Here is a 25,811-nt window from a genome sequence, read left to right as displayed (position 1 = left end):
GTTCGAAGAGACCAGGATTTCTGTGTCAGTAGAAACCCATTTTCATGGAGGCGGCGCATGCCCACGGTCATTTCCGCGATCAATGGCAAGGGCGGTGCGGGAAAGACCACCACGCTCATGAACATCGCTGGCGAATACGCGCTTCTAGGCAGGCGAGTGGGGATGATCGACATGGATCCGCGCAACAACCTCTTGAAGTGGTGGTCGGACTGCCACGACAAACAGGCGCAGGCCGAGCACATCGACGTCTTCAGCCACAAGACGGCAAGGACGCTCGCGGCCTTCCATGAACAGCATGCAAGCCGGTTCGACGTCCTGCTGGTGGACACTCCCGGGGAGGACACATCCATAATCGACACGGTGATCGAGCGATCCGACTTGGTGATATCGCCGGTTCAACCTTCAAAGCGCGAGGTGCTTGGCGCCATCGACAGTTTCGGGGCCGTCAGGCGCGTCAACACCAATACCGGCCGCAACTGTCGCCACGGCGTGCTGCGCACTCGCATTTCTATCACGGTGCGGCACACCGAGCTGTACCGGAAGATCCGCCCGATCATTGAAGAAAAGGTGGGCACCTATCTGTTCAGGACCGAGGTGTTTGAGCGAAACGTCTACAAGGACATTCACAATGGCGTCGGCACCCTGCAGATGCAGGACGTGACAGAGGCGATCGCCAAGGCACGCCGGGAAACGCGTGCCCTTGTTCAGGAGATCGAAGGATTGGTGGGAGGAGGGGAGCCTGGAGGAGACGCCGCATGACCCGACCGGATCAACTGTCGCTCGACGATTTCGTCACCGCGCCACGAAAGCCCTCGCTCGTCAGCGAGCCGGTGGCTACGATCCCATCGGCAACTCCTGAACCGGAGCAGGCCGGCTCGGCAGGTGGAACCGGAGATGATGGCTGGACGATCGCCGAGACCCGCCGGCAGAAGGCGAGAAAGGCGCTGCGTCAGATGACGCGCGAGCGGAGCAGGGGAGAGAGCCAGTTCGTCAACGTGAAGCTGGATCGAGCCACCAAGCGGCGGCTCAAACTTGCCGCCTTCAACGCCGACACCTCCATGCAGATGATAATGGAAGTGGCAATTCGAACTTACCTCGACGATCACAAGCTGTGATGCAAGCGCCTAGTGCTTGGCTGCCTATATGAATTTGCCTTCGAGAGCGTGATTTAATAAGACTCCGATTTCTTGCGAGCCGCGTCTTTCGGCACGGATATCCGGCTCATTTTGATGCGGATTTTGTGAATACGAACATCAGGACTTAGCCACGCCAATGGCCATCAAGGATGTGCGCGCCTACATCGAGAAGCACGGGCTTGTCGAAACCACCGACGACGAAATTGAAAAGCCCTTCTATCGCAAGCCCGGGTTTGACGGCATTCGAAGCTTTGCGGAGATGGAGCAGATCTTCAGCCAGCTGATCCGCGAAAAGCGCGACAACCATAATCTCAACAGAGCGCAGGCAGCGATGATGGTCGGGCTTCACGAGCAGATCTTTGCTCGCTACGAGCGCGCTTTCTCGAAATTGACGGTCACGCGCTTGATCCATCTGGCGGAGATCCTGGAATTTTCGCCAATCGAACTGATCTATGCCGCGGCACCACATTTGTTCGGTGACACCAAAGAGGAAGCCCGCGACAAGAAGGAACTGGTTTTGCGGATCCTCGACATGCCTGCCTCAACGACGCATTCGCTTCTGCAGTTGATCGTCGGGCTTTCTCCAGCAGAAGATAACAAGCTGTAGTTGCGCCCGCGTGCTTTGAGGATCGACGATGAGCGCAGCGCGAAAGGTGCAACACGCGCGCACTTAACCAGTTCCCGCGCCATCGGAGGCCGCGGCGAGTACCGGATGACTTGTGACTTGTAGGGGCGGCTGAAGCCTTTCCCTGCCTCGCCCGCCTAGGATTCTTCCTGGCGCAAAAGCAGACGCCGCAGCATTGGCTCGATGCGCGAAAGACTGGCGGCGCCATCGGCTCGCTGATCGCGCAGATGCTGCCGGTCAGCGACAATGAGCGCAAGACGCTGCTGGTGGCGGGCGCGGCTGCCGGCATGACGACGGTTTTCGGCACGCCGATCGCCGCAATCATGCTCGCCGTCGAGCTGCTTTTGTTCGAATGGACGCCGCGCAGCTTCATCCCGGTCGCGGTCGCCGCGATCGCCGCGGAAGTCGAGCGCAGCCTGCTGCACATGCCGAGCCCGATCTTTCCGTTCTCAGGCACCATGGAGGCATCGATCGCCGGGCTCGGCGGCTGGGTGCTGGTCGGCATCGCCGCCGGGCTGCTTTCAGGACTGCTGACGCAATTGGTCTATGCCTGCGAGGACGCCTTCCTCAAGCTGCCGATACACTGGATGTGGTGGCCGATGATCGGCGGCCTGGTGGTCGGCATCGGCGGGCTGATCGAACCGCACGCGCTTGGTGTCGGCTACGACAACATCGCCAACATGCTCGACGGCCGTACAGTCGCGGCGGCCGCGCTGCTGCTTCTGGTGGTGAAGGCCGTCATCTGGGCCGTGGCGCTTGGATCCGGAACGTCGGGCGGCGTGCTGGCGCCGCTGCTCATCATGGGCGGTGCGATGGGCGCGGTGCTTTCGGGCATCCTGCCCGAGGCAAGCCCCGGCTTCTGGCCGCTGCTGGCGATGGCGGCTACCATGGGCGGCACCATGCGCGCGCCGCTGACGGCGACCTTCTTCGCCACCGAGCTCACCGGCAACACGCATGTGATGGTGCCGCTGATCGCGGCCTGCGCCACCGCCCATGCGGTCACCGTGCTGTTGATGAAGCGCTCGATCCTGACCGAGAAGGTGGCGCGGCGCGGGCACCATCTGGTTCGCGAATACCGCGTCGATCCGTTCGCCTTGACCAGGGTCAAGGAAGTGATGACGACCAAGGTCGAGAGCGTGCCGGCGACGATGACGCTGCATGGCGCGGCCGCCTTCCTGACCGCGCCGGGCACGCGGCATCCGAGCTTCCCGGTGGTCGATGAAGCGGGGCATGTTCTCGGCCTCATCGATCCGCCGGCGATCCTGCGCTGGCGTCGCAACGGCAAGCACCGCAAGGCGACCCTCGGCGAGTTGCTCGCCGGCAGCAAGATCACGCTCGCTTATCCGGACGAGTATCTGGAGGCGCTGTCCGATAAGCTGCTCACCGCCAATGTCTCGCATCTGCCGGTCGTCTCGCGCGAAGATGCTCATCGGCTATATCGGCTGGAAAGACATGATGCGGGTCAGGTCGAAAAAGCAGGCGGAGGAGCGCGACCGCACCGCCTTGCTCAGTTTCGGCGCGAAGCGCAAGGCGCAGCAAATGGCCAGCGATAGCGCGGCCTAGTGTAGGATAGTGATCAGCGAGTTATGTCTCGGGCGACTCGCTGTCACTGGCTCCGCTGATCGGGTTGGCTTCCGGCCGAAGGAGGACCCTGCCCCAAGTTTTGGGGAAGGGTCCCGTCGCGCTCAGTCCACGCCGCGACGCCCGTTGGGCCGTGACCAGATAAGGCTGAAGCCTTCGCCTTCCTCGTCGTCAAAAAGGTTGGCGTAGATTGGAGCCGTGAAGCTCGGGTCGTCCAGCTTGAGGCCAAGATAGTCCCGGCCTTCTCCGGAGCGCTTGGACCATGCGGCGCCGATCTCGACGCGGCCGACCAGGACCCGGTGGCTGGGGGCGTTCTCGCCGGCGGCGCGCTGGTCTGGCACGATGCGCACGTTCCTGGCCTGGACGCTGAGGGTGACGATTTCACCGGTGAACTCGTTCGTGCCGGTCTTCTTGAAGGTGCCTATGGTCGCCATTTTAAGTCTCCGTTTCTTCGTTCACGAGCCCGCACCATTGCGGCCTCGATGGCGATCGTTTGGCCTGAGGCGATCGACGGCGCACCCCGAAGGGGCTCGACAGCCAAGGAGGGCTTTCTTGTTTCGCGAGGAATGACGGCTTTAGCCGTCAGGGGAAGAAAGTTTGACGCGGCTGTTGCGTCATAGGCGATCGAGGCGCAGCCGGCCTCAGGCCAGATCAGGCCATTGAAGAGGCCCTTTGGAGCGGTCGCATGAAGGTCAGACCCGAGACATGGCCACGCCTCGGCTCCCGCGAGACGACATCGGCACGGAGTTCGCGCCGATGACAGGAAGCCGTTGTCGAGCCGATCACGGCATGCTTGCCCGTCATTCCGCCGGAGACGACCCTGCATTGAGCGGACCGCGGCGATTGCGGGATCCCTGACTCTGCTGCCGCGCCGGAGTTGTTCATTGCTCGCGCTTTGATCGAGCGACCTGCGTTACGGTTTTCGGCAAAAGCCATTTTCCTCATGAGGTGCTCATCCGGGGTGGACTGCGCGTCCTTATGGGCATGTGAGCATGACTGAAGCGTCGAGGGCTCCGTTTCTCCGCCCTGGGTGCTTCAAACGCTCAGGGCTAACAGCCACACAAGAGCGAATTTCAGCGTTCGCGCATCAAACACGGAACCCGGAAAGATGGACAAATCTGCCCCCTGCCAAACGAGAGCCCGATCAACACTCAATGGACAGGCCGCAAGAGGCGGCAGCAAGCCCATCGGGGGCCTCCACTGGGTCTCAGTGTTGATCCTCAGTTGCTCGATTGGAGCGCTCGGAAATGAAAAGGCCCCGACACTGTGTAGTTGCCGAGGCCCTTAGGCATGTACGCAGTACCGGCATGACCGAACATCACATTGCGCTAATGTGGTGAACGAATAGTGAAGCAGCCCCTGGTCACTTGATAAATGCCGTGCCGCATCAACTGCCGCTGCCCTGAAGGCACGCTGGTGCCCAGTAAAGCGGACGACAGGACAGCCCCGCCTCCGAATTTGGAACGCCTAACAAGGCGCGTGATCTGGGTGAGTAGGTTTGTTCGGCAGTCCGATGACAGACCAACGCTGCTGAGCTTCCGTGGTACATTCCCGCCGCGATGTGGACAGCTCCAGAGCACAGTCAGGGGAGCGAGCGCGGAACGACTGGGTCCTTGCGCGGCAGAGATGGACTTTGGCGGCGCCTTATGCGCCGCCAAATCGCCAGACAGGAATGCCAAGCCTCCTGGCTTTGTCGGCGAGATTATCGTGGATGCCAGTGCCTGGGAAGTGCATCACGCCTTTCGGCACGATCTCCAGAATCTCGTCGTTGCGCTTGAAGGGTGCCGCGCGCCCGTGCTTCATCCAATCGGGCGCAAAGCCGATCTGCGGGACATTGCGGTTCTTCGCCCAGAGCGAGGCGATCTTCTCGGCGCCCTTCGGCGATTTGCCATGGATCAGCACCATTTCGGGGTGCTTCTCGTGGACCTGGTCGAGCTTCGCCCAGATCAGTCCATGGTCGTCATAGTCGAGCCCTCCGGTGACGACGATCTTTGGACCCGGCGGCAGGAATACCTCCTGGTCGGCGCGTTTTTTCGCCATCAGGAAGTCGCGGCTGTCGATCATCGCCGAGGTCAGGTTGCGATGATTGACCTTCGATCCGCTGCGCGGCAGCCAAGGCTTGCCGACATGGCGTTCGTAGTGCTCGGCCGCCTGGTCGCGCATCAGCTCGAAGGCGTTCTGCCGCTCAATCAGTGTCATGCCCTCGGCGATCAGGCGCTCCAGTTCGACGGATTTTACCTCGCTGCCGTCCTGTTCGCGCTGCGCGCGTTTCTGGGCCTGCTCGTTGTCGTCCAGCTCCCGGCCGATCCGGTCGGTGGCGCGGTGGAAGAGGTTGACCGTCGACCAGAGGAGATCGTCAAGGTCGGGTTCGAGGCGCGTGTCCTCAAGAGTGCCGATCAGGGCGTCGAAGATGTCGGCGACGGCGCCCGCGACCCGGTTGCCGTCTGGCAGCAGCCGCTGGTCGGGTTCATCGGCGAAGGGTCGGTAGCCGTGGAGCTGGAGTTCATTGAGGACATGGTCGGCGGGTGAGGATTCAGGGGTAGCGTCGTAGTCGTCGTGATCGCGCATGGGATGCTCCGTCGGTTGGACCGCGACCGTCGCGGCCTTCATGGCGACGAAGCCCACGGGCCGGACGGTCGGGCACCCGCAGCGCAAGCGCAGGGCTCGATGGCTAAGGCCGGCTATTTTGCCTCGCGATGGAAAGCGGCCCTTAGGCCGCGCCGGAAAATGGTCGGCCGCCGCCATTGCCCGGCTGGCCGGCTTGTGGGCCGATCGCCCTCTCGAAGGCCGAAGCGCGGCCCCCTCCGATGGATAGGCCCATCCCGCCGAGCACAGGGGACACCCCGCTGGCCTGTTCTCCTGCCGGCTATGCCGCCAAACCCATGAAGCGTGCGGCGTCCTGCGGCGCGACCTGCAGCCGGGCTTGCACGCGCAGTGCGTCCAGGCCGAGGCTGCGCAGATCCTCGTTGAAGTCGCTTAAGCTCGGCGAGATGGCGATCGCCTCGATCCCGGCCGCGTTCGCCCTTTCGGTCAAGCCGTCGCGCGCGCTGTCACCAGCCGGATCGTTGTCGCGCACGATGTAGAGACGCCGCAGCGGGTCGGGGAACAGGATGGCGGCGAGATGGGCGGCGGATAACGCCGCCATCATCGGCATGCCGGGAAGGACCTGCCGAAGCGAGAGGACCGTCTCGATGCCTTCGCCGGCTGCCATCACACCGCCTGCGGTTCCGAAGCGCACGGCGTTGCCGAGAAGAACACCCATTGCCCGCCTGGGCGTGTCGATAGGCGCCTTGTCGTGCCGGCGGGGATCGAGCCAAGTGCGATGCGCCCCAGTGATCCTGCCCTGGAGATCGGTAACGGCGGCAATCATCGCCGGCCAGGTCTCGGTCGGCGAATGCTCGTCAGGACGATAATAGCAGCGCGGATGGAAATGCAGGCTACCGGTTTCGCCGGTGCCTTGTCGATGACGGTCAGGCGCGTATCGATGGTCGTTCCGTGTTTGGCATAGACCGACCCCGCGATCGCCGCGGTGAACACGACGTGGCCGCGCTCTTGCAGCCGGAGGAAGCTGTCCAGCCAGGCCGGCAGCTTGGGCGAGAAATTCGCGCCGGTGATCGTCACCAGCCGACCGCCCGGCGCAAGCCACGCCAGCGCCGAGGCGATGTGGCGATAGGCGGCGTCGGCGACGCGACCGGAGACGTTCGTCATGACGGAGAACGGCGGGTTCATGATGACGACGCTGGGGATGGTGGCGTGATCGAGATGATCGTCGATCTGGGCGGCGTCGAAGCGCGTGACGGGGACGCCCGGAAAGAGAGATGCGAGAAGATCGGCGCGGGTCTCGGCCAGCTCGTTCAGGATGAGATCGGATCGTCGATGTTCACCTTGAGTTCGGAGGCGAAGAGGTCCGCGAAACTGGTGTCGGAAAAATCCAGCACGAAGCCTGGGCCCCGGACGAAGTCGACGAGGTCGTCAATTAGACGCAGGTCAATGGATCGAACCGAATTGATAGATCTTCCTCCCCAAAGCGGACAGCCTTAAGTTAGCTGTTGATCGTTTCTTCAAGCGCGGCAATTCTCGCAAGGATGTCGTCGAACGATGGCGGTGTTTGGTCAAACATCATCGGCGCCATCGCCCGATAATCTGCTTTTAGGTCTTTGACGCGCGCGTCGTCCGGCGTCAGCCGGAGCGTGCCTGGCCGAGCCGTATCGTAGCTCGCCCATCTCGAACGGAAGAAGGTGGCTTTGTGATGCGCGACCTGAGCCAACAAATCGACGTCGGCAACGGCGGCTCGGCCCTCATCCGTGTCGAGGAGCATGGCGAGGTCGTAGTAGTGCCGAGAGAAATACTGCGGCGTCGGCGACTCCGCAGGGCGATGAGCCTCCGCATGGAGCGCGGTCGCCTTTTCCCAGAAGGTACGCCGCGCTGAGAGCACGGTCACGCTGGTGTCGGGATCGGCGAAGAAGTCCGGATAGTCGTCGGCTGCGTAGGGACGGATGACCTTCTCTTCGGTCGGCCAGGGATCGCCGCGCGCGCCGAGTTCGAATTTCACTCGCGGGGTGATGTAGGCCATGCCCTCGTATGTGGCGGCAGGTAGTGTGGTCGGATAGTGGAAGTTGACCGTTTGGGCGTCGCCATCGTCTATCTCCAGCGACCACTCGCCGTTGGTCGGCTCGCCGAGTTGGTCGACGATCGCGGCGCGGAGCGCCGGGAGAAGTTTTTCGGCGATGTGTCGCTCGACGTCGCTGACCAGGTCGTCGATAAGCCGGGCCGCGTGCTTCCGGCTGATCCCTTCCCTTTCGGGATCGCGCTCGCCGGTATATCCGAGTTCGGCTCGATCGAACGATAGGTCGATGTCCTCGGAGAACCGGCGGATGGCATTGAACGCCTTGGACAACGACGTGCCGCCCTTGAAGACGAGGGTGGCCGTGGTGCCCTTTGGGAGACCGAACAGGCGTTTTAGGCTCCAGCAGACCCAAAAGTCCTTTTCGATGATCGTGTCGGCGACGCCCCGGCCGGCGCCGGTCTCCCCGAAGAGAGCTGCGCGTTCGTCGGCGGGGAGACGTGCGACATCATCCATCGATATCGGCCACCGCTGCGTTGGCAATCGAAACGAGCGTGGGCCGCATCCAGGCAGGCGCTTGAAGGGCGGTTGAGGCTAGCGTCTTCTTGTCGTTGGCCAAAAGCTGGCGCGCTGCGATCTGCGCAACGTCAGCCGCCCGAACGGGGCCGACGTGGCGAAGCGCCTGAACCACCGTTCCGGCGGGGCTGCCCGGCGCGATTAGATGCTTGGGCGAAGCATGGCGAAGATCCACGACGCGCTTTCCCAGCACGACGCGCCGTGAGGGGCCATCGGTCAGATAAATGCTTTGGGCCGGGACCTGCGCCGAAAGGCCGAGCGCGTTCGCTGCCCGCGCGCCGGCGATCTGCACCTGGGAGCCGGTCTCCCGCGCAAGAGCATGGGCGACATCGTCCGGCGCAGGCGACAGTGCCCCGAGCTTCGGGTGCAGCTTGGGAAAGTCGTAGAGCCCGCGCGCAAGCCGGCGGAGCTGTCCGCCCTTCACCAGGCGGGAAAGGGCCTGATCGACAGACGGGCGAGCGGCAACGGTGAGGAAGTCGCTGGGCGTGAAGACGCTACCGCGGCCGCTGGCACGGACGCGCTTCATGACACGGTCGGGAACAGAGGCGGTTATCGTTTTCATGCGTCAGAAAATAAGGCATCTTTTTCTGACATTCAAGGGCATCCGATCGGTAAAGGCGCAGGGACGAGGGACCGGGCTCGGACTCAGCCAGGTCTTCGGGTTCGTCAAGCAGTCGAAAGGGCACGTCAAGCTCTACTCCGAGGTCGGGGAGGGCACGACCGCCAAAATATACCTTCCGCGGCTCCTCTCGGAGGCAGCGATTGACGATGCCCAAGAGCTTCTGCCTGTGCCGGAAGCCGCCACGGGCGAAACTATCCTCGTGGTGGAGGATGACTTCGATGTGCGCACCTCCACGGTTGAACCATTGAAGGAGCTCGGCTACCTCGTTCTGGAAGCCCGTGACGGACCGTCCGCTCTGGCGGGGCGTCGAAGATGTCGGCGACGGCGCCCGCGACCCGGTTGCCGTCTGGCAGCAGCCGCTGGTCGGGTTCATCGGCGAAGGGTCGGTAGCCGTGGAGCTGGAGTTCATTGAGGACATGGTCGGCGGGTGAGGATTCAGGGGTAGCGTCGTAGTCGTCGTGATCGCGCATGGGATGCTCCGTCGGTTGGACCGCGACCGTCGCGGCCTTCATGGCGACGAAGCCCACGGGCCGGACGGTCGGGCACCCGCAGCGCAAGCGCAGGGCTCGATGGCTAAGGCCGGCTATTTTGCCTCGCGATGGAAAGCGGCCCTTAGGCCGCGCCGGAAAATGGTCGGCCGCCGCCATTGCCCGGCTGGCCGGCTTGTGGGCCGATCGCCCTCTCGAAGGCCGAAGCGCGGCCCCCTCCGATGGATAGGCCCATCCCGCCGAGCACAGGGGACACCCCGCTGGCCTGTTCTCCTGCCGGCTATGCCGCCAAACCCATGAAGCGTGCGGCGTCCTGCGGCGCGACCTGCAGCCGGGCTTGCACGCGCAGTGCGTCCAGGCCGAGGCTGCGCAGATCCTCGTTGAAGTCGCTTAAGCTCGGCGAGATGGCGATCGCCTCGATCCCGGCCGCGTTCGCCCTTTCGGTCAAGCCGTCGCGCGCGCTGTCACCAGCCGGATCGTTGTCGCGCACGATGTAGAGACGCCGCAGCGGGTCGGGGAACAGGATGGCGGCGAGATGGGCGGCGGATAACGCCGCCATCATCGGCATGCCGGGAAGGACCTGCCGAAGCGAGAGGACCGTCTCGATGCCTTCGCCGGCTGCCATCACACCGCCTGCGGTTCCGAAGCGCACGGCGTTGCCGAGAAGAACACCCATTGCCCGCCTGGGCGTGTCGATAGGCGCCTTGTCGTGCCGGCGGGGATCGAGCCAAGTGCGATGCGCCCCAGTGATCCTGCCCTGGAGATCGGTAACGGCGGCAATCATCGCCGGCCAGGTCTCGGTCGGCGAATGCTCGTCAGGACGATAATAGCAGCGCGGATGGAAATGCAGGCTACCGGTTTCGCGTAGATCCGTAATGCCGCGCCCCCGCAAATACGCCTGTACGAGGGTGCCGAAGATCGGCTGCGAAATGCGAACCAGTCGGCGGGCCGCTTCGAGCGAGCCCTGCGGCGCCAAGCCCTGCTGCTGTGGTTTATGAGGCCTCGGCTCCGGTGGCGGCATGCTAAGGAAGGTGCGGGCTTCCCCAGTGACGTCCTTGAAGTCGATCAGGCTGCAGCTTTCGCGGATCACGTCGAGGAGATCGCCATGCTCGCCGGTGGCGGCGTCGGTCCATTTGCCGGCTGGACCTGTTGGCGTGTCCTCGAGCCGGACATACATCGAGCGGCCCGGCGTGTTGCGCACGTCGCCCACCACCCAGTAGCCGCCCTTGCGGCGGCCGCTGGAGAGATAATGCCGGCACACCGCCTCGGCCTGCCGGCCGAGACGATGCGCGAGGTCGGATGCGTCCTGGCGGGCCATCACGCGGCCTCCCGCTCGCCCTCCAGCGGGACGAATCCAAGCAGCCAATCAGCCGCCTTGCTCGCCTGTGACGCCGCCCGGACGATTGCGCGATTGTCTTCGCGGAGCACCTCCAGCCAAGAACCGATATAGTCGGCATGTCGCACTGTCGGCACTATGCCAAGCGAGGCACAGCAGAAGGCGGCGTTCATCTCGGCCACCAGTTCCTCGAACGCATACTTCTTGGAGCCGAAGCTGCCGGCCATATCCCGCCCAAGGCGCGACCGATGGCCCGTGGCGTGGCCAAGCTCGTGCAGCGCCGTGCGGTGCCAGTTGATCGGCTCGAAGTAGGCATGGGGCGGCGGGACCTGCACGTAGTCGAGCGCCGGGACATAGAAGGCCCGGCTGCCGCCAATGCGGAAGTCGATGCCGGTAGCGCGGATCAGCGCTTCGACCTTGGGCTCGATCAGGCACGCCGGCGATGGCGGCGCGACGATGGCGATGTCGTCGGGCAGGTTTTCGCACTGTGCGGCATTGAACACCGTGAAGCGCTTCAGGAACGGGATCGCCTGGGCCTCGTCTCCTGTCTCACGAGCCCGGCGCCTCTCGTCATCCGGCACGAAGCGGTCGGCGTAGATGACGGTCGTACCGCGTTCGCCCTTGCGGACGTTGCCGCCGAGCGCGAGCGCCTGGCGGAAGGTGAGCCAGCTCTGACCGAGGAAACCGTGTTCGACGACGGCGCCCCACAGGATTAGGACATTGATCCCCGAATAATGGCGGCCGGTAGCGGCGTTGCGCGGCATGGCGAGCGGCGCCTTCGCCGCCGCCGTCCCCCACGGCTGGACCCACGGCACGCGGCCAGCCTCCAGCTCGGCGACGATCTTGTCGGTGATTTCGTCATAGAGGCTCGCCCGGTCCTGGCCGGCGCGAGCGGGTGCGGTTCTTCTGGACATCGCGGATCTCCGCGACGGGCGCCGGAAGCCTCTCTTCCAGCCCTCGACCCGTCATGGCAACCCCGGTCCGCACTCTCACTCTAAGGGGCGGGATCTCCCCACAGGACGGCTGAAATCGATTGGGCTCAGCCGCGGGGGAGGGCTTTCCCACTTTCATTTTTCGGGCGTACGCGCCTACCTTCCCGTCACCGAGATCCAGTCCGCTCTCTCACTTTGGGCGTTCAGGGGAGCCCCCGAGACGTAAGGCTCGGACGCAGGGGAGGGCTTTTTTCCTCCTTTGCCTCAGATCTCGAATCGGGACGCTCACGGGGTTCAGAATTCTTGACTAAGGGTATCAATTAGTCATATATGACTAGTTGTTGGTCATATTCTGTCAAATATGGATGATTGAGATGAGTTCTCCCAAGACGAAACCAGCACTGGAACGACTGGGCCACGATATCCGCAACGCGCGTCTGCGGCGTGGCATCGCGGTGGCTGATCTCGCCGTGCGTGCAGGAACCTCGCCGAGTTCGATCGCCCGTCTTGAACGGGGTGATCCTGGCGTTGCCATCGGAACGCTCGCGAACGTTCTCGTCGTGCTGGGCCTTCTGGAGCGTCTCGCTGACTTGATCGATGTCCGCAAGGACGATCTGGGGTTGGCGCTGGCCGTGGAGCAGGGACCGCGCCGGGGCCGATCCTTCGCAGCAAGGCTGAGAAGGCAGAAGGCTCAGACGGAGGAACAGCAGGATCGGGGGGACGTTGTTGACCCCGACGGGGCTTCTTTCTGATGGCCGATTTCGTCGCCCACGTCGCGCTTGGCGAAGGCCGAACATCGGTGGCCAACTGCGTTTCACCCATGCCGGCCCGCGGCAATTCTCGACCTTCGCCTATGGCGCCGAATGGATCGAAAACCCGCGCGCCTTCGCCATACAGCCCGATTTCCCTCTTGAGGCCGGCCCATTTCATACTTCGGGACAGCCCGGCAACATGCGCGACGCATTGGCCGGCGTTTTCGCCGATGCGGCTCCGGACAGTTGGGGTCGAACGCCACATATGGCAACGGCCTCAACGAATTCGAATATCTTACGCTTTCCGACGATGCCTGCCGCCAAGGCGCGCTGCGGTTTCTTGATGACAAGGGAGAGGTTATTCGCGGCAAGGCAACGGACGCCGTACCGCGTCTCGTCGATCTCGAAACCATCACGGCGATCGCGCGAGCTTATGAGCAAGGCAAGGAATCTCGCCTGAGGATCTGCAGGCCCTGGCTGGCGCCGGAGGCTGCGTAGACACGAGTTCCATAACATATGTTATGCAACTTTTGCGTGTAGGGACTATATAGAGATGCGATACGGCGACATGTCCGCGCCAGTTGTCCCACAGCCCCGCTCCAAACCAATAGTCAAAATGGCGTAACCATCGCTGCTTAAAAGACGGTCCACCGGGCTCGAAGATTAACGAACTAGCTATGTTCCGCGACGAGGGGTTGCCAATCTCGATTGTCGCCGAGAGCCATTGGGTCGGTTTTCTCTAACTTCGTCCGTTGGTTTGGCAGCGTCTCAGCCGAAGCTGAAGCAGTCGCTGAAAAGCGTCCCCGCCGGGCTGGCCATCGCGCTCGTCCTGTTCGTCGGCAGCTATTGGGGTCTTCACCGCGCCTTCTATGGCCCTGAAGGCGCGCCTCGGCACACCGCCGAACGGGCAACGCATTCCTACAACCCCGGACAGCCCGCACGGGCCTGTTGCTCCGGGCGGCATCGGCGCGCCGACCGCCTCCGGCGAACACGCCGGGCACGCCGCCATGCCTGCCGCAACCGACCAGTCCGGAGGGCCTGCCACCCCAGCATCATACGAGGCAACTATGGCGACCATGCATGAACCCATAATGCAGGGCATGCGCCATCCCGATCCGGATGTCGGCAATCAGCGCACGCCGCGCCGCTCCAGCCATTGCCGCATCTGACGGATCTCGGCTTCCTGTTCGGCGATGACATGCTCGGCGAAGGACTTGGTCTCCGGCCCCGTACTGAAGCTGGACCCTGGCCATGTCGATCGCGCCCTGATGGTGGGGGATCATTCCCAGCATGAAGGCGACGCAAAATGCGGCAGCGCGGGTGTCAAACGCCCCCGCTATTGGGTAGTGGGTCAGTCGTCTAATCGCGGACCGAAATGCAAGCGCAAATTTGTATTGAGATGTCGTTTGCCGGGAGCACGGTCGTCTTCGCGGTCGACATGAAGCCGCCGCATGATGGGCTTCGCGGGATGGAGCCTTCCAAGGTTTGAAACGCAATCGCGAGCGTTGTGATGCCAACGATGCAACTGACACAGCGGAATGGCTCGGCCCACGTCCTGGCAGGGACGTCTCGTTACGCCTCGGGTAGGCGCATTCGAACTTCCTTTTGGTCAGGCCACGATGGCTTCTTCCCGGTTGAACAACTCACCGGATTTTAGCATCGCATGCATGATGACAGCGAGCTTGCGGGCGACAGCGACAGCTGCCCGCTTGAAGCCGATCTTCTCACGCAGCTTCAGCCCCCATGTGCGCAGGCTGCTGTCAGCCCGGCTGCGCGTCAGGATCACGACTGCGGCCTCATAGAGAAGCCCTCTCAGATGAGGATCCCCACGCCGCGAGATATGACCATCATAATCGACTTCGCCGGATTGATAGCGTCGGGTTGTCAAACCCAGCCACGCGCCGACGGCGCGCGATGTCTTGAAGTTCGATGGATCCTCGATGGCGCCGATGAATGAAGTCGCAGTGATGGTGCCGACGCCGGGGATCGACATCAACAGCTGGCATGCGTCATTGTGCCGGGCGTTGGCGACGAGTTGCTGTCCAAGTTCAGCAGCGCGGGCGCGTATGCTGAGCCAGGCCTCGAGAAGGGGCAGGACAATCCGGGCAAGCTCTTCCTGACCGGCCAGCAGGCGCCGGACGTCGGCTTCGAACTTGCCGCCCTTGCTTCGCGGAATGATAAGCCCGAACGTCTTCATGAGCCCGCGGATCTGGTTGGAGAGCTCGGTCGTGATCTTGACCAGCCGGCTCCGCGCGGCCACCAACGTGCGGCTCAGCATGCTGTCATAGCCCTTCACCCGCACCTCGCGGTAGAAGCCGACCTCGGCCAGATGCGCCAAGCCGTCGGCATCGTTTGCGTCCGTTTTGTTCGGCGCCATGTCCAGCGCGGCCTTGGCATGCCGGGCGTCGATGCAGATCGCCGGAAGTCCTTCGGCGCTCAAGGCATGATAGAACCACACCGACAAGGGTCCGGTCTCGAACACCACCCGCTTGGCCGCTGGCGCCCGCTTGCGGAGAACGTCCGCGACCAAGCTCGGATCAGACGGACATTTGCCGCGCCAGATCCTTTTGCCGCCACGCCGCACAGAAATCGCCGTCTCTTTCAACGACACGTCAAGACCGATATATTCGCTCATGGTTGTTCTCCGTTCGATGCTTGGGCCCGGCGTCCAGTCGTGAGCCCGTACTTCCATCCTATCGGGGAACAACCACCCGCTCTTCAATATGTGACCGCTTCCGGCTTCAGGGGCGACTCGCTCCGCGATTACCCCATGTTTGAAAATTTAGGGATCACAGACAGCGCATGGCTTCATATCTGTAAGTTCTAGCGCCTTCGCAGCCTTAAACCCTTCTTCCCGCGTTTTGAAAGGCGGGAGCCATCGTCCATTGCGCCCCGAATCGGTGGCGTGCTGACCTAAGCCGTTTTTGCAATGTCCGCATTCTGCTCGATGGATACGTCCGCGGTTCCTAGTCCAGTTTTGATATACGTAAAACACATTGGGCCTCTGATGTTCGGAAGCCCCTATACAATACCGGTCTTTGCAGCCGTCAATGTTAGAAATGTAGTTAGTTTGCGAGATTCTGACGCTTTTTGTATGGGCCACGAACCGCCGGCTTTTCGGCCTCTTTGGCTTCGATCAGCGCAACGATGTCCGCGATCTCCCAGAGCTTGTCAGTCACGCCAGCGGCCATGGCCGGCGTAACCCGGAGCGTCTTATGGATGCGCACGAAGTTGTAATACATGAAGTGCAGGGCCACCGCGTTGGCGTGGGCTTCTACCTTCTTTGAGAAGCCATTGGTCAAGCGGGTGAAGCGGCGCATATGCATCCGCATCGTGAGGTTCTGGCGCTCTGGCCTCGATCTCCCTGCCCGGGTTTCGTGTCGTTCTTCGCCTTCCGCTTCTGGTCCTGGGCGAGGCTTCGCCGACATCCTCGACTTCCTTGAAACGGGCTTCGTCGTCGCGGCGGACATATCGCTTGTCGCCGGGTGTCGCTTCGATCAGTTCGCGCTTGGCTGCCATCGGGTGTCTCCTTCGCTGGTTCCATGTCCAACGGACTTGGATTCCTACTTGTTGCAGATCGCGAAGGCGGACGCTCGTTGAGGCGCGGACCAAGCGCCTAGGTGGCTGGGTTACGACCCGTCGATGATCATCCTGTCGAGCGGGATGTCGTGCCATTGCGGATAGATGGTCGGCAGTTTTGCAAGCGCGTATCCGACACCGAACGTCAGCGGTCTGCTCGGCTTCGCGGCGAGCGTCCGGTCGTAGAACCCGCCGCCGTAGCCGAGCCTGAACCCGGCCTCGTCATAGCCCACCACCGGAGCCACGACGATGTCTGGAAGGGTCGCAACCCCGCCAGTCGGCACCAGGATGTTCCAGACGCCCTTCTCCAGCTTCTCGCCGTGTGACCAAGTCCGGAATTCCAGCGGTTTCCCCTTCTCCAGAACGACAGGAAGAGCAAGTTGTCCCCCGCGTGCCGTCACGCTCGAAGCCCATTCGCGAAGGTCCGGCTCGCCGCGGAACGGCCAGTAGATTCCCACGACGCTGCCCTCGACGGTTCCGATCTCCGCATCGAGCCGGCTGGCGATCCTTTGAGCAGCCTGCGCCCGGACATCGGCCGGGAGGGCCAGGCGTTCCGCCAGCAGTCTTGTTCTCTGGGCTTTCCGCCAGCGCGCGACATCGACGGCGGCCTGGCGTCCGTCTGTTCTGCAGAGAAAGCGGGGTCAAGTTCGTGCATGAAGCACGGCGGGGAAGCGTAGCCGGGATTGTCCTCGTCTCCTGGATGCATGGCAGTCTCCTTTCATTCGTCAGTTTCGTTGCAGCAGGCTGGCTCGGTGACGCAGAACGAAGTGCGTCGCAGACCTACGGCTGTCGTGTGCGTCCATCGTCGGGACAGCCGATACCCCGAGGAAGCATAGGGGATCGGAGGCGCTTTGATCCTGAAAATGCGTCGTCGGCCTGCCGCGTTATGGCAAGTCGCCGCGGACTGGATCGTCAGCTTGACTTTCCTCCCGCAAAGGCCCACGTCTGTGGCATGTGCATGAACGACCGCCACCTTCTGACGTTTTACAGGGTGTGCCCCATCGCGGGCATCTGACCCCCGGCCAGGTCGCGTCGCGCCCCGGCCGCGGGGCATAGGCTGATTTCCGGTTTGCCGGAGCTGCCTTCACTAAAAGCGGCAGACAATTCCAGATCACCGAAGACAAGCGTCACGCCGTGGGTGCGTGCGCGTGTCGCTTACATGAGAGGGCCCGGTGATGGCTCAACCGACCAAGAAGAACCGCAAGCCGGCGATCGCCGTGACGCGCACCGACAGCGAGCGCCTGTGGCGGCTCGCCGAATCCTTTGCCGACCGCAACCCCGCCGTGGCGGAGGAACTGCTCGCGGAGCTCGACCGCGCCAAGGTGGTAGAGGACGGACGGCTCGCGCCGGACGTGGTTCGCATGCGATCGTCCCTGCGCTTCACCAGCGATCTCGGCGAGGACAGGAACGTCACGCTGGTGTTCCCGGGCGAGGCCGACATCGCAGAAGGCAAGGTCTCGGTCCTGACCCCGATCGGCGTCGCGCTTATCGGCCTGTCCGCCGGACAGTCGATCGACTGGACTGCGCGTGACGGTCGCGTTCACCGCCTGACGGTGGAAACCGTCCAGCCTCCGATGTCCGCTGCGCCTTTGGCAAGCGCCTCGCCGGAGCTGCGGACCGCGTCATGACTGAAATCCGGCCGCCGTGCCGCCTCTCGCTCTTCGGAGGCTGCCTCATCGCAGGATAGCTGCCCCTGAGCCGCGCCACGCGGCCAGGGGATTCTCCAATGCGCCAAAACGTAACCGCTCCCAGCAGAGCGATGGAGAACTGCTATGACGAGAGAGACCTGCTTCCTGACGACCAAGGACTTCACGATACTGGAGGTCATGCGCGACCGATGCCTGGGCCGCGACGATCCTCTTGCGCCGATCCTCAAGCGAAAGATCGAGTCCGCGACCGTGATGTTCCGGGACGACATTCCGGTAAACGTGGCCACGCTCAGCAGCCGTGTGACGTTCAGCGTCAACGGCCGCGAGCCGGACAGCCGCATCATTTCGCACGACCGGATGACGTCTCCCATCGGCATGTTTCTCCCGATCACGACAGCGCGCGGGCTTGCGCTTCTCGGTCTCTCCGAGGGCCAGGAGTTCACGGTCGCCAATGCCGACGGCAAGGAAGAGCGGATCCTGCTCCATCAGGTGCTCTACCAGCCAGAGGCGGCAAGGCGGGAGAAGGAAGCGTCGGAGCGGACGTTAGCCCCGACGTCGAGGAAGCCCAACTTGCGGATGATCAGAGGGGCATTCTACGACGAGCCTCGTCTCGTTCCGGTATCCCATGACGGCTTCGACGATCCCGGCCCTTCCGCGGCCTGAGCCAGCGCCGCGGTGCAGGAGTAATGATGTTCGACCATACGATCCTCGCCGCGGCGGCGTTCTTCGCCGGAATGCTGAACACGGTGGCAGGGGGCGGCACGTTCCTGACCTTCCCGGCGCTCGTCTACACGGGCGTGCCGCCGGTCGCCGCGAACGCCACCAGCGCTGTCGCCGTGTTTCCCGGATATCTCGGAGGGGCGCTGGGCTTCCGCCAGGAGATTGCCGCCTTCGACAGGATGCGGCTCGTGAAGATCGTCGCCTTCACCGCCATCGGAGGTCTCGGCGGCTCGCTGCTGCTACTCGTCTTTTCCAACGAGGCCTTCTCCGTCGTCGTCCCCTTCCTTCTCGCGGCGGCCACCCTTGCCTTCGCCTTCGGTCCTCGCATCCAGACATGGGCGTGCCGCCGAAGCGTCGGCAAGCCGGAGGGCGCCCTGGGAACGCTGCTCGTCTCCGTCTACGGCGGCTATTTCAACGGTGGTCTCGGCATCGTGCTGCTGGCGCTGTTCTCGCTGTGGGGCATGCGCGACCTCAACGCGATGAACGGTCTCAAGAACGCGCTGTCCTTCGTGCTGTCCGGGATTTCAGTGGCGACCTTCGCGGCGGCCGGGATAGTTGCGTGGCCTCAGGCTATCCTCATGATGGTCGCTGCCACTGTCGGCGGATATGCGGGCGCACCCGTCGCCAAGGCGCTGCCTGCCTCCCTGGTGCGGACGATCGTCATCGCCGTCGGGGCCTCGATGAGCGTCCTCTTCTTCTGGCGGGCCTTCTCATGAGCCGCCCGCTTCACTCCCGGTCAGGAGCGTTGCTGATCCGGCATTGACCCCGGGGACCAGCTATCCGGCGGTCTCCGGGGTAGCCGGATCAACGCAGGCAGCGTGCGTCGCGTCCGCTCGATGGCGGAGTTTCCGCGCGCCTGACTTACAGCTTTCGGGTAGGCCGCCGACCGCGGCTCAAAGCCCGGCCATTTTCGGAGACTGACATGTCTGATCACAACAATCGTCGTCCCCGGTCGGCTATCGCAACGATGCTCCTACGCGGGCTGGGACGCTGGCAGAGGCGCAAGGCGATGGACCAGCTTCAGGCCCTGGACGACAGGCAACTTAGGGACATTGGCCTCTCACGCAACGACATCCCGCGGGCGGTGGAAGGTCTCTTCCGGGACAAGTAGCCGTGCCTATTCCCCGCAGTCATTGCGCTTATATGGAGCTTGTCAGTTGGACACGACCACCAAGGTCATCATCGCGTGCGGCACTCTTGGGCTGATGCTCATCGCGTTCGCGATTCTCTGACTCTTCAAAAAGGCCTGCACGCGGAGTTGGCAGCCGCGTGCAGGCCTTGCGTTATCGCCGTTTGCCCGGCATCGAAGCTCGCGCCATCAGTTCCGACACGGAACCGATTTCGGTCTTCTTTTCCTTCTGCTGCTTGGGCTTGCGGGCTTCCTTGTTGCCCTTCCGTTTCGCCATGACGGCTTCCTTCCTGACGGCGCCGCGCACGGCTGCATGGCAGTTCGCGGCGCGGTTGATCCACGGTGTGAAAGGAATGTCCCTGGCCCGCCGCCCGAGGCTGCACGAGCCAGGGCTAGATGCCGTTTTTCGGACGCTTCCGGAAAGGAAGCCGCATTTTGGAAAAAGTAATCACGGTCGCATCTTGGCCAGGCCTCGGGCGATGTCAAACCGTGTTTGCTGCGAAGCGCCGCCGGACGGGCGACATAAGGTCGCCTCGCAAAGAGGGTGTTGAACGGCTATATTGGCAAAATGTGCATGGAGACTTTCATCAAGGTTTCGAGGCTTGCCGGGAACGGACGCGTCCGCCCCCGGAGCAGGCTTCCTCACCCTGATTTCCGCACCTGATCCTGCTCCGGGAAATCTCTACGAAACCTGCGGTCTACTCCTGCGGCGCCGAGCGCCGCATCGATGGAGCGTACGATGAGAACTCCCCGTTCACGGCTGGCCTGCCGTCCCTGCAACCGCCATCTCCCCCTTTCCGCCAGCCGATGCCCCTGGTGCCTGACTCCGCCTGCTCGCTCCCCGGGCCCGTTCCGGAGGCCTGCGCTTTCGTTCGCCATGTCGTCGGAGACGGGGGCGCGGCCATGATGCAGTCCAACGGCATCATTGCAGCTCCCGGGGACGTGCTAAAGGAACACGCGGCGCTCCCGTGGCGCATGAACTGCGACGGGAACCTTGAAGTCATGCTCCTTCGGCCGCGGAGGGGCGGAAGCTGGCGCGTTCCGGCCGCCCGCTGTTCCGGCACGAGAACAGGGCTCCAGCCGGCCGACCACGTGGCGTTCCAGGAGGCTGGCATCACGGGAAGGGTCGGTTCCGAGCCGCTCGGCCGATACGTGGCACTGAGGCTTCAGCCATGCGGCAGCCGCAAGGCCGTCGAGGTGACGGTCCATGGGCTTCATGTCCGGGGCAGCCTGGCCAGCTGGCCGAACGACGTAAAGGTACTGCGTCGCTGGATGCCTCCGGCCGAGGCGGCGGTCTCGGTCGAGGAACCCGGCCTCCGCGAGCTGATCGCGTCCCTCGTTTCGGGTTCAGCGCCCCTCCGGTCGCAACTGGCGACACGCAGCCGCGCGGTCGCAGTCCGGTACGTGCCCGTTTCAGGACTTGAATCCCCGGCGACAACAGGTAGGTTCGCCCCATGCTGAAAATGCCAGCCTTCGTGCGCCTCGACGGCGCGCGCCTGCTGAAAGCGGGCAACTAACCCGGACGCGATCTGACCCCCTGGCTCAGCGTCCGGGTCCGCCAGGCTCAAGCAACCTCATTCGATTTTCGCGCCCGCGCTCGCGGGCGGTCGCCTGCGGCGTTCGGCCGTGGCGGGGAGTCTTTCATGGAAATTCTCGGTCTCCTGAATCCGCGGGACATCCTGATGCGCGCATCCGCGCAGGCGAAGCGTCCGCTTCTGGAGGTCTTGGCCCGCGAACTCGCTTCACGGAGCGGACAATCCTTCGTTTCCGTGCTGGCGGCGCTGCTGGACCGGGAGAAGGTGGGGGCGACCTGCATCGGGCAAGGAATCGGCATGCCTCACGCGATGTTGGGGGGACTGCGGGAGCCGGCCGCGGTCCTTGCGGTCCTCGAACATCCGATACCTTACCACACGCCGGACGAGCAGTCGGTGGATGTCGTGCTGGCGATAATCTGGCCCCGGGACGGCTCCTCGGACTTCCTGAACGCGCTGGCGCGCTTCTGCCGACACCTTTCACATCCGCAGGTCTTGAAGAGAGTCAGAGGCGCGACCTCGTCCGAAGAGGTCCTGCAGCATCTCGGCGAGCCGAAAGATGTCGGGTGTCCATCGATCTCCGGGCAGTCGACCTTGGCAACGCCTCGGAACCATGCAGCAGCAAGGGGAGCTTGGCGATGACCGTGATCGCGATGGATCGGCCGTCAACTTGGCCGGCTGGACGGATGTCCGACCTGGACATGGCGGATGCGCTCGGATGCGAAGTCGCGTTCATCAAAGGTGTCACGGGGTCTTGGTCTCGACAGTCCCTTTCGACGGCCACTGCTGAGCGGACGCAGGGCGTGCAGACCTGCATAAGGCTGGCGATAGCCCACGCATTGCACACGACCGGCGCGCTGACGCTGTCCGACGCGGCCGCCGTGGCGGCTGGAAGCTGGCAGGTTTCGGCATCCCTGCTGAAGCTTCTGGAGTTCCGTCCGCGTGGCTGTCGACCCGACGAAGGTGATGCCGAAGCAGACCCGCTGATGCAGTTCGTCCCGCGTGCAGCGGAGGCCATCCCGATCGCTGCTGCCGACGAGTATTTGGATGTGGCAGACGGCAGGCGGGTCTATTGGCGGAAGCCACGGCGCGACGCATACCTGCTCGCCTGCGATCTACACCGCCTGTCACGCGCAAGCCGACGCGAAGACACGCCCGCGCTCCAGGAAGAGTACCTCGAATTGCTCGCCCGGCTGCGGGAGCCCGAGGACCATGTCTGCGAATGGATCGGAACGGTCGCCGACGGCCGCTTCCGTCCCCCTCCCGACAGGTTCGCCGAGCGCTCGCCCGCAATGCGGCAGGGAATTGCCGACGGAAGGGGCCGTTCGTTCGCCGATTCCTACGCGACTAAGGTTTCTGTCAACGTGTCGCTGGCGGCGCGCTCCATGAAGCGGCGCGCGCTTGGCCTCGCCGTGATCGATCCGCTGCGGACGGCGGCTAGCCGGAAAGGCGATGGCAAAGCATGATGAAGACCCCGCACTACCTGATCGACAAGTCGAAGCTGCTCCGCAATCTCGAGCGGATCGAACACCTGCGCGAGAAGTCCGGAGCCAAGGCGCTGCTGGCGCTGAAGTGCTTTGCGGCCTGGAGCGTGTTCGACTTCATGCGTCCCTATATGGACGGCACGACGTCGTCCTCCCTCAACGAGGTCAGGCTGGGAAGCACCCGGTTCGGCGGGGAGACCCACGCCTACAGCGTCGCCTGGGCAGATCACGAAATCGACGAAGCGGCCGGGCTTGCCGACAAGATCATCTTCAATTCGATCGGCCAGCTGGATCGTTTTGGGGCGCGCGCAGGCGGCCTTGCCTGTGGGCTGCGCCTCAACCCGGGCATCAGCGCCTCGCACTTCGACCTCGCCGATCCGGCGCGGCCGTTCAGCCGTCTCGGCGAGACTGACCCAGGCAGGATCGAGTCCGTCCTCGACCGGATCAACGGCTTCATGATCCACAACAACTGCGAGAACGGCGACTTCGCGCTGTTCTCAGGCATGCTTGACCGGATCGAGGAAAAGTACGGCGAGCTTCTCCGCTACGCCGACTGGATCAGCCTGGGAGGCGGCATCCACTTCACGGCCGACAGCTATCCCATCGACGCTCTGTCCGAACGCCTGAGGCGGTTCTCCGAAAAATTCGGCGCGCAGGTCTATCTGGAACCCGGCGAGGCGGCGATCACGGACTGCACGACGCTCGAGGTGACGGTCCTCGACACGCTCGACAACGGGCGGAAGCTGGCGATCGTCGACGCCTCGGTCGAAGCGCACATGCTGGATCTCCTGATCTACAGGCAGGAAGCGAAGATCGCGCCCGACATCGGCTCTTTCGACTACATGGTCTGCGGCAAGTCCTGCCTGGCCGGCGACATCTTCGGCAGCTTCCGCTTCCAGGCCCCGCTCGAAGTCGGCGACTGCATCTCGATCCAGGACGCGGCCGGCTACACGATGGTTAAGAAAAACTGGTTCAACGGCGTGGCCATGCCCGCCATCGCCGTGCGCGAACTCGACGGCTCCGTCCGCACGGTCCGCGAGTTCAGCTACGCCGACTACGAATCCAGCCTCTCTTGAGATTCCCACCCAGCCAGGAAGGAGAAACCTCCCCGAAATGAAGAAGCACGTCCTGATCATCGGCGCTGGAGGCGTCGCGAAGGTCGTCGCGCACAAATGCGCGCAGAACAACGACATCCTCGGCGACATCCACATCGCCTCCCGGACCCTCGAAAAGTGCGAGGCGATCGTTGCGTCGATCCGCGAGAGGAATGCGCTGAACACTGAGGGGCGGCTTGAGGCCCACCAGTTGGACGCGCTCGATATCGCAGCCACCGAAGACCTGATCCAACGGACAGGCGCGCAGATTGTCATCAATGTCAGTTCGGCATTCGTGAATATGTCCGTACTCTCGGCCTGCATCGCTACAGGCGCCGCCTACATCGACACCGCGATCCACGAAGATCCCGCGAAGGTGTGCGAGGCCCCGCCCTGGTACGCCAACTACGAGTGGAAGCGCCGCGAGGAATGCATCGCAGCCAACGTGACAGTCATCCTCGGTGCAGGTTTCGATCCAGGCGTCGTGAACGCCTACGCCCGGCTGGCCAAGGATGACTACTTCGACCGGATCGACTCGCTCGACATCATCGACATCAACGCGGGAAGCCACGGCAGGTACTTCGCCACGAACTTCGACCCGGAGATCAACTTTCGGGAGTTCACCGGGCAGGTCTGGTCGTGGCAGGACGGAATGTGGATTTCCAACCGAATGTTCGAGGTAGGGCAGGAATGGGAGCTTCCGGTTGTCGGGCGGCAGAAGGCATACCTGACGGGGCATGACGAGGTGCATTCCCTTTCGCAGATTCTCGGCATCCCGAACGTCCGCTTCTGGATGGGTTTCGGCGACCACTACATCAACGTCTTCAACGTCCTGAAGAACCTGGGCCTCCTGTCCGAGCAGCCCGTCACCACTGCCGAGGGTTTGGATGTCGTCCCGCTCAAGGTGGTCAAGGCAGTGCTTCCGGACCCGTCGTCACTGGCTGACGGCTACACGGGCAAGACCTGCATCGGCATCCTCGCCAAAGGCGTGACGGATGGACGCGAGCGCGAGATCTTCATCTACAACGTCGCCGATCACGAGGAGGCCTGCGAAGAGGTCGGCAGCCAGGGGATCTCCTATACGGCTGGAGTGCCGGCCGCCGCCGCTGCAATCTTGGTGGCTACCGGGCGATGGGATGTGGGCAGGATGGCCAACGTGGAAGAGCTGCCGCCGCGGCCGTTCCTCGGGCTGCTGGGCAAGCTCGGACTGTCCACTCATCTCAGCGAAGGATGCGACGACCGGATCTTGCTGTACCCTTGATTCCGCAGGCGGGCGCCTCGCCCGACGGCGCGCCCGCCTGTTCCGACATCAGATCGCTCTCTGCCGGGGGCTTCCGGCATGACGGCGGGCCTCCAGCTCGTCGACCATGCGGAGGATGCCGTCCCTGGTCGGCGACCCGGCCGAAAGGGACTGGATCCACGGCAGATGCCCGAGCCGCCTAGCGATCTTGGCGGACAGGGACAGGGACCGCGCAGTCCTGCAGCACTCGGAAATCTCCGCTGACGCGACCAGTCCTGCGAATGCATCCGCTGTTCGAACCGACATGAAAAGCACCGCATCGATCTGTCCTCGTCGCAGCAGGCCGACCGTCTCCTCCGTCAACTGTCGAGCCCGGCTGGTCGCGTAGACTTCCACCCGCCTGCAGCTATAGCCCTTCAACGCCAGCGCCCTGGCAACATCCATCGAGACGTGTCGGCCGCTGGCGTATGCGAGCGGGCCGTCTTCCGCCCGCCATCGATCGCTGATCATCTCCAGAAGTCCGGAAGCCGTGCCCGAGGCTGCCGCGACGTTGAAGAAGCCTGCCGCCTTCGCAGCCGATGCCGTGTCGGGGCCTACCGCGAAAATCCGGACAGCCGGATCCAGACTCTCGAGTGCAGACGCCGCATTGCCGGAGGTGATGATGATCGCCGAGGCCGTTTGAAGGATCCTGTCGTCAAACTGCAGGCGATCCACTCGGAGCAGCGGCGCAAGATGGATGCGATGTCCTCGGCTTCTCAGCGCTTCGGCCATC

Annotated in this window: 24 protein-coding genes and 6 pseudogenes; 15 read left to right on the top strand and 15 right to left on the bottom strand. The window is 63.5% G+C overall.

Going from position 1 to position 25,811, the window contains the following annotated elements:
* Positions 1-57: 57 nt before the first annotated feature.
* The 4 genes and pseudogenes from P9272_RS03385 to P9272_RS03370 all read left to right on the top strand — a co-directional run.
* Entirely contained in the window at positions 58-759 is a 702-nt protein-coding gene (locus tag P9272_RS03385) for a ParA family protein (RefSeq protein ID WP_278158991.1), read from the top strand.
* On the top strand, positions 756-1,115 hold the full coding sequence (locus tag P9272_RS03380) for a hypothetical protein (RefSeq protein WP_278158989.1): 360 nt from the start codon (positions 756-758) through the stop codon (positions 1,113-1,115). The genes P9272_RS03385 and P9272_RS03380 overlap by 4 nt, the downstream gene beginning before the upstream one ends.
* Positions 1,116-1,272: 157 nt before the next feature.
* Complete coding sequence (locus tag P9272_RS03375; protein WP_278158987.1) at positions 1,273-1,743, top strand: transcriptional regulator; 471 nt, start codon at positions 1,273-1,275, stop codon at positions 1,741-1,743.
* Between the two features lie 212 nt (positions 1,744-1,955).
* Positions 1,956-3,324 (top strand): annotated as a pseudogene (locus P9272_RS03370) (chloride channel protein); the annotation flags it as partial.
* Between the two features lie 122 nt (positions 3,325-3,446).
* Here the strand turns inward: P9272_RS03370 and P9272_RS03365 are convergent.
* The 6 genes and pseudogenes from P9272_RS03365 to P9272_RS03340 all read right to left on the bottom strand — a co-directional run bounded on the left by P9272_RS03365 (position 3,447) and on the right by P9272_RS03340 (position 9,008).
* On the bottom strand, positions 3,447-3,776 hold the full coding sequence (locus P9272_RS03365; protein ID WP_278158984.1) for a DUF736 domain-containing protein: 330 nt from the start codon (positions 3,774-3,776) through the stop codon (positions 3,447-3,449).
* A 1,210-nt stretch (positions 3,777-4,986) separates the two neighbouring features.
* The gene (locus P9272_RS03360) at positions 4,987-5,910 is read right to left on the bottom strand and encodes a DUF2493 domain-containing protein (protein WP_278158982.1); all 924 of its coding nucleotides are present in this window, start codon (positions 5,908-5,910) and stop codon (positions 4,987-4,989) included.
* A 298-nt stretch (positions 5,911-6,208) separates the two neighbouring features.
* A pseudogene (locus P9272_RS03355) lies at positions 6,209-6,787 on the bottom strand (toprim domain-containing protein); the annotation flags it as partial.
* Between the two features lie 2 nt (positions 6,788-6,789).
* Positions 6,790-7,206 (bottom strand): annotated as a pseudogene (locus tag P9272_RS03350) (hypothetical protein); the annotation flags it as partial.
* 178 nt (positions 7,207-7,384) lie between these two features.
* Positions 7,385-8,422, bottom strand: a complete 1,038-nt coding sequence (locus tag P9272_RS03345; protein WP_278158980.1) for a nucleotidyl transferase AbiEii/AbiGii toxin family protein — start codon at positions 8,420-8,422, stop codon at positions 7,385-7,387.
* Complete coding sequence (locus P9272_RS03340; protein WP_278158978.1) at positions 8,415-9,008, bottom strand: DUF6088 family protein; 594 nt, start codon at positions 9,006-9,008, stop codon at positions 8,415-8,417. Before P9272_RS03340 ends, P9272_RS03345 begins: the two co-directional genes overlap by 8 nt.
* Positions 9,009-9,382: 374 nt before the next feature.
* Here P9272_RS03340 and P9272_RS03330 point away from each other — a divergent pair, with 374 nt between their 5' ends.
* Positions 9,383-9,535, top strand: coding sequence for a hypothetical protein (locus tag P9272_RS03330; RefSeq protein ID WP_278159240.1), 153 nt, complete (start codon positions 9,383-9,385; stop codon positions 9,533-9,535).
* A gap of 337 nt (positions 9,536-9,872) precedes the next feature.
* On the opposite strand, the gene P9272_RS03325 is transcribed toward P9272_RS03330, so the two are convergent.
* Both P9272_RS03325 and P9272_RS03320 read right to left on the bottom strand, forming a co-directional pair.
* The gene (locus P9272_RS03325) at positions 9,873-10,910 is read right to left on the bottom strand and encodes a toprim domain-containing protein (RefSeq protein ID WP_278158976.1); all 1,038 of its coding nucleotides are present in this window, start codon (positions 10,908-10,910) and stop codon (positions 9,873-9,875) included.
* Positions 10,910-11,842, bottom strand: a complete 933-nt coding sequence (locus tag P9272_RS03320) for a zincin-like metallopeptidase domain-containing protein (protein WP_278158973.1) — start codon at positions 11,840-11,842, stop codon at positions 10,910-10,912. The genes P9272_RS03325 and P9272_RS03320 overlap by 1 nt, the downstream gene beginning before the upstream one ends.
* Before the next feature lie 392 nt (positions 11,843-12,234).
* Between P9272_RS03320 and P9272_RS03315 the strand changes: the two genes are divergently transcribed.
* Positions 12,235-12,612 (top strand): helix-turn-helix transcriptional regulator, encoded by a 378-nt coding sequence (locus tag P9272_RS03315; protein ID WP_278158971.1) that lies wholly within the window; start codon positions 12,235-12,237, stop codon positions 12,610-12,612.
* A 246-nt stretch (positions 12,613-12,858) separates the two neighbouring features.
* Positions 12,859-13,110 carry a hypothetical protein gene (locus P9272_RS03310; protein ID WP_278158969.1) on the top strand — a complete coding sequence of 84 codons (252 nt, stop codon included), beginning with the start codon at positions 12,859-12,861 and terminating at the stop codon, positions 13,108-13,110.
* Between the two features lie 631 nt (positions 13,111-13,741).
* On the opposite strand, the pseudogene P9272_RS03305 reads toward P9272_RS03310, so the two are convergent.
* The 5 genes and pseudogenes from P9272_RS03305 to P9272_RS03285 all read right to left on the bottom strand — a co-directional run.
* Positions 13,742-13,913 (bottom strand): annotated as a pseudogene (locus P9272_RS03305) (DUF305 domain-containing protein); the annotation flags it as partial.
* 308 nt (positions 13,914-14,221) lie between these two features.
* Positions 14,222-15,247, bottom strand: coding sequence for an IS110 family transposase (locus P9272_RS03300; protein ID WP_278158967.1), 1,026 nt, complete (start codon positions 15,245-15,247; stop codon positions 14,222-14,224).
* Positions 15,248-15,677: 430 nt separating this feature from the next.
* A pseudogene (locus P9272_RS03295) lies at positions 15,678-15,962 on the bottom strand (IS1 family transposase); the annotation flags it as partial.
* A pseudogene (locus P9272_RS03290) lies at positions 15,911-16,131 on the bottom strand (hypothetical protein). The pseudogenes P9272_RS03295 and P9272_RS03290, both read right to left, overlap by 52 nt.
* 110 nt (positions 16,132-16,241) lie before the next feature.
* The gene (locus tag P9272_RS03285) at positions 16,242-16,739 is read right to left on the bottom strand and encodes a 5-formyltetrahydrofolate cyclo-ligase (RefSeq protein WP_347404030.1); all 498 of its coding nucleotides are present in this window, start codon (positions 16,737-16,739) and stop codon (positions 16,242-16,244) included.
* A gap of 627 nt (positions 16,740-17,366) precedes the next feature.
* Between P9272_RS03285 and rnk the strand changes: the two genes are divergently transcribed.
* The 4 genes from rnk (at position 17,367) to P9272_RS03265 (ending at position 19,671) form a co-directional block, all read left to right on the top strand.
* Entirely contained in the window at positions 17,367-17,819 is a 453-nt protein-coding gene (gene rnk, locus P9272_RS03280) for a nucleoside diphosphate kinase regulator (RefSeq protein WP_278158965.1), read from the top strand.
* Positions 17,820-17,963: 144 nt separating this feature from the next.
* Positions 17,964-18,503, top strand: a complete 540-nt coding sequence (locus tag P9272_RS03275; RefSeq protein WP_278158963.1) for a nucleoside-diphosphate kinase — start codon at positions 17,964-17,966, stop codon at positions 18,501-18,503.
* Positions 18,504-18,529: 26 nt separating this feature from the next.
* Positions 18,530-19,276, top strand: a complete 747-nt coding sequence (locus P9272_RS03270; RefSeq protein WP_278158961.1) for a sulfite exporter TauE/SafE family protein — start codon at positions 18,530-18,532, stop codon at positions 19,274-19,276.
* A 206-nt stretch (positions 19,277-19,482) separates the two neighbouring features.
* Positions 19,483-19,671 (top strand): DUF1127 domain-containing protein, encoded by a 189-nt coding sequence (locus tag P9272_RS03265; protein WP_347404027.1) that lies wholly within the window; start codon positions 19,483-19,485, stop codon positions 19,669-19,671.
* 172 nt (positions 19,672-19,843) lie between these two features.
* Here the strand turns inward: P9272_RS03265 and P9272_RS03260 are convergent, their stop codons facing one another.
* Complete coding sequence (locus P9272_RS03260; protein WP_278158959.1) at positions 19,844-19,966, bottom strand: hypothetical protein; 123 nt, start codon at positions 19,964-19,966, stop codon at positions 19,844-19,846.
* 1,366 nt (positions 19,967-21,332) lie between these two features.
* Between P9272_RS03260 and P9272_RS03255 the strand changes: the two genes are divergently transcribed.
* Genes P9272_RS03255 through P9272_RS03240 form a run of 4 tightly spaced genes read left to right on the top strand, consistent with a single transcriptional unit; the run spans position 21,333 to position 25,060 of the window.
* Positions 21,333-21,863, top strand: coding sequence for a PTS sugar transporter subunit IIA (locus P9272_RS03255; RefSeq protein ID WP_278158958.1), 531 nt, complete (start codon positions 21,333-21,335; stop codon positions 21,861-21,863).
* Entirely contained in the window at positions 21,860-22,687 is an 828-nt protein-coding gene (locus P9272_RS03250; RefSeq protein ID WP_278158956.1) for a hypothetical protein, read from the top strand. Before P9272_RS03255 ends, P9272_RS03250 begins: the two co-directional genes overlap by 4 nt.
* Entirely contained in the window at positions 22,684-23,781 is a 1,098-nt protein-coding gene (locus tag P9272_RS03245) for a carboxynorspermidine decarboxylase (RefSeq protein ID WP_278158954.1), read from the top strand. Before P9272_RS03250 ends, P9272_RS03245 begins: the two co-directional genes overlap by 4 nt.
* Positions 23,782-23,818: 37 nt before the next feature.
* Entirely contained in the window at positions 23,819-25,060 is a 1,242-nt protein-coding gene (locus tag P9272_RS03240) for a saccharopine dehydrogenase family protein (RefSeq protein ID WP_278158952.1), read from the top strand.
* 48 nt (positions 25,061-25,108) lie between these two features.
* On the opposite strand, the gene P9272_RS03235 is transcribed toward P9272_RS03240, so the two are convergent.
* Positions 25,109-25,810 carry a uroporphyrinogen-III synthase gene (locus P9272_RS03235; protein WP_278158951.1) on the bottom strand — a complete coding sequence of 234 codons (702 nt, stop codon included), beginning with the start codon at positions 25,808-25,810 and terminating at the stop codon, positions 25,109-25,111.
* Position 25,811 lies beyond the last annotated feature (1 nt).

The sequence above is a fragment of the Mesorhizobium sp. WSM4976 genome, from assembly GCF_029625685.1.
Classification (GTDB): Bacteria; Pseudomonadota; Alphaproteobacteria; order Rhizobiales; family Rhizobiaceae; genus Mesorhizobium.
The sequence above is the reverse complement of the archived record's forward strand: the minus strand, read 5'-3'. Positions and strand labels throughout refer to the sequence as shown.

What these genes read in the sequence shown, in the direction of transcription:
- P9272_RS03340 (WP_278158978.1), bottom strand. Translation starts at nt 9,008, where the DNA reads ATGAAGCGCGTCCGTGCCAGCGGCCGCGGTAGCGTCTTCACGCCCAGC.
- P9272_RS03315 (WP_278158971.1), top strand. Translation starts at nt 12,235, where the DNA reads ATGAGTTCTCCCAAGACGAAACCAGCACTGGAACGACTGGGCCACGAT.
- P9272_RS03250 (WP_278158956.1), top strand. Translation starts at nt 21,860, where the DNA reads ATGACCGTGATCGCGATGGATCGGCCGTCAACTTGGCCGGCTGGACGG.
- P9272_RS03345 (WP_278158980.1), bottom strand. Translation starts at nt 8,422, where the DNA reads ATGGATGATGTCGCACGTCTCCCCGCCGACGAACGCGCAGCTCTCTTC.
- P9272_RS03365 (WP_278158984.1), bottom strand. Translation starts at nt 3,776, where the DNA reads ATGGCGACCATAGGCACCTTCAAGAAGACCGGCACGAACGAGTTCACC.
- P9272_RS03255 (WP_278158958.1), top strand. Translation starts at nt 21,333, where the DNA reads ATGGAAATTCTCGGTCTCCTGAATCCGCGGGACATCCTGATGCGCGCA.
- P9272_RS03260 (WP_278158959.1), bottom strand. Translation starts at nt 19,966, where the DNA reads ATGGCGAAACGGAAGGGCAACAAGGAAGCCCGCAAGCCCAAGCAGCAG.
- P9272_RS03380 (WP_278158989.1), top strand. Translation starts at nt 756, where the DNA reads ATGACCCGACCGGATCAACTGTCGCTCGACGATTTCGTCACCGCGCCA.
- P9272_RS03245 (WP_278158954.1), top strand. Translation starts at nt 22,684, where the DNA reads ATGATGAAGACCCCGCACTACCTGATCGACAAGTCGAAGCTGCTCCGC.
- P9272_RS03240 (WP_278158952.1), top strand. Translation starts at nt 23,819, where the DNA reads ATGAAGAAGCACGTCCTGATCATCGGCGCTGGAGGCGTCGCGAAGGTC.
- P9272_RS03235 (WP_278158951.1), bottom strand. Translation starts at nt 25,810, where the DNA reads ATGGCCGAAGCGCTGAGAAGCCGAGGACATCGCATCCATCTTGCGCCG.
- P9272_RS03385 (WP_278158991.1), top strand. Translation starts at nt 58, where the DNA reads ATGCCCACGGTCATTTCCGCGATCAATGGCAAGGGCGGTGCGGGAAAG.
- P9272_RS03270 (WP_278158961.1), top strand. Translation starts at nt 18,530, where the DNA reads ATGTTCGACCATACGATCCTCGCCGCGGCGGCGTTCTTCGCCGGAATG.
- P9272_RS03320 (WP_278158973.1), bottom strand. Translation starts at nt 11,842, where the DNA reads ATGTCCAGAAGAACCGCACCCGCTCGCGCCGGCCAGGACCGGGCGAGC.
- rnk (WP_278158965.1), top strand. Translation starts at nt 17,367, where the DNA reads ATGGCTCAACCGACCAAGAAGAACCGCAAGCCGGCGATCGCCGTGACG.
- P9272_RS03375 (WP_278158987.1), top strand. Translation starts at nt 1,273, where the DNA reads ATGGCCATCAAGGATGTGCGCGCCTACATCGAGAAGCACGGGCTTGTC.
- P9272_RS03360 (WP_278158982.1), bottom strand. Translation starts at nt 5,910, where the DNA reads ATGCGCGATCACGACGACTACGACGCTACCCCTGAATCCTCACCCGCC.
- P9272_RS03300 (WP_278158967.1), bottom strand. Translation starts at nt 15,247, where the DNA reads ATGAGCGAATATATCGGTCTTGACGTGTCGTTGAAAGAGACGGCGATT.
- P9272_RS03325 (WP_278158976.1), bottom strand. Translation starts at nt 10,910, where the DNA reads ATGGCCCGCCAGGACGCATCCGACCTCGCGCATCGTCTCGGCCGGCAG.
- P9272_RS03265 (WP_347404027.1), top strand. Translation starts at nt 19,483, where the DNA reads ATGTCTGATCACAACAATCGTCGTCCCCGGTCGGCTATCGCAACGATG.
- P9272_RS03275 (WP_278158963.1), top strand. Translation starts at nt 17,964, where the DNA reads ATGACGAGAGAGACCTGCTTCCTGACGACCAAGGACTTCACGATACTG.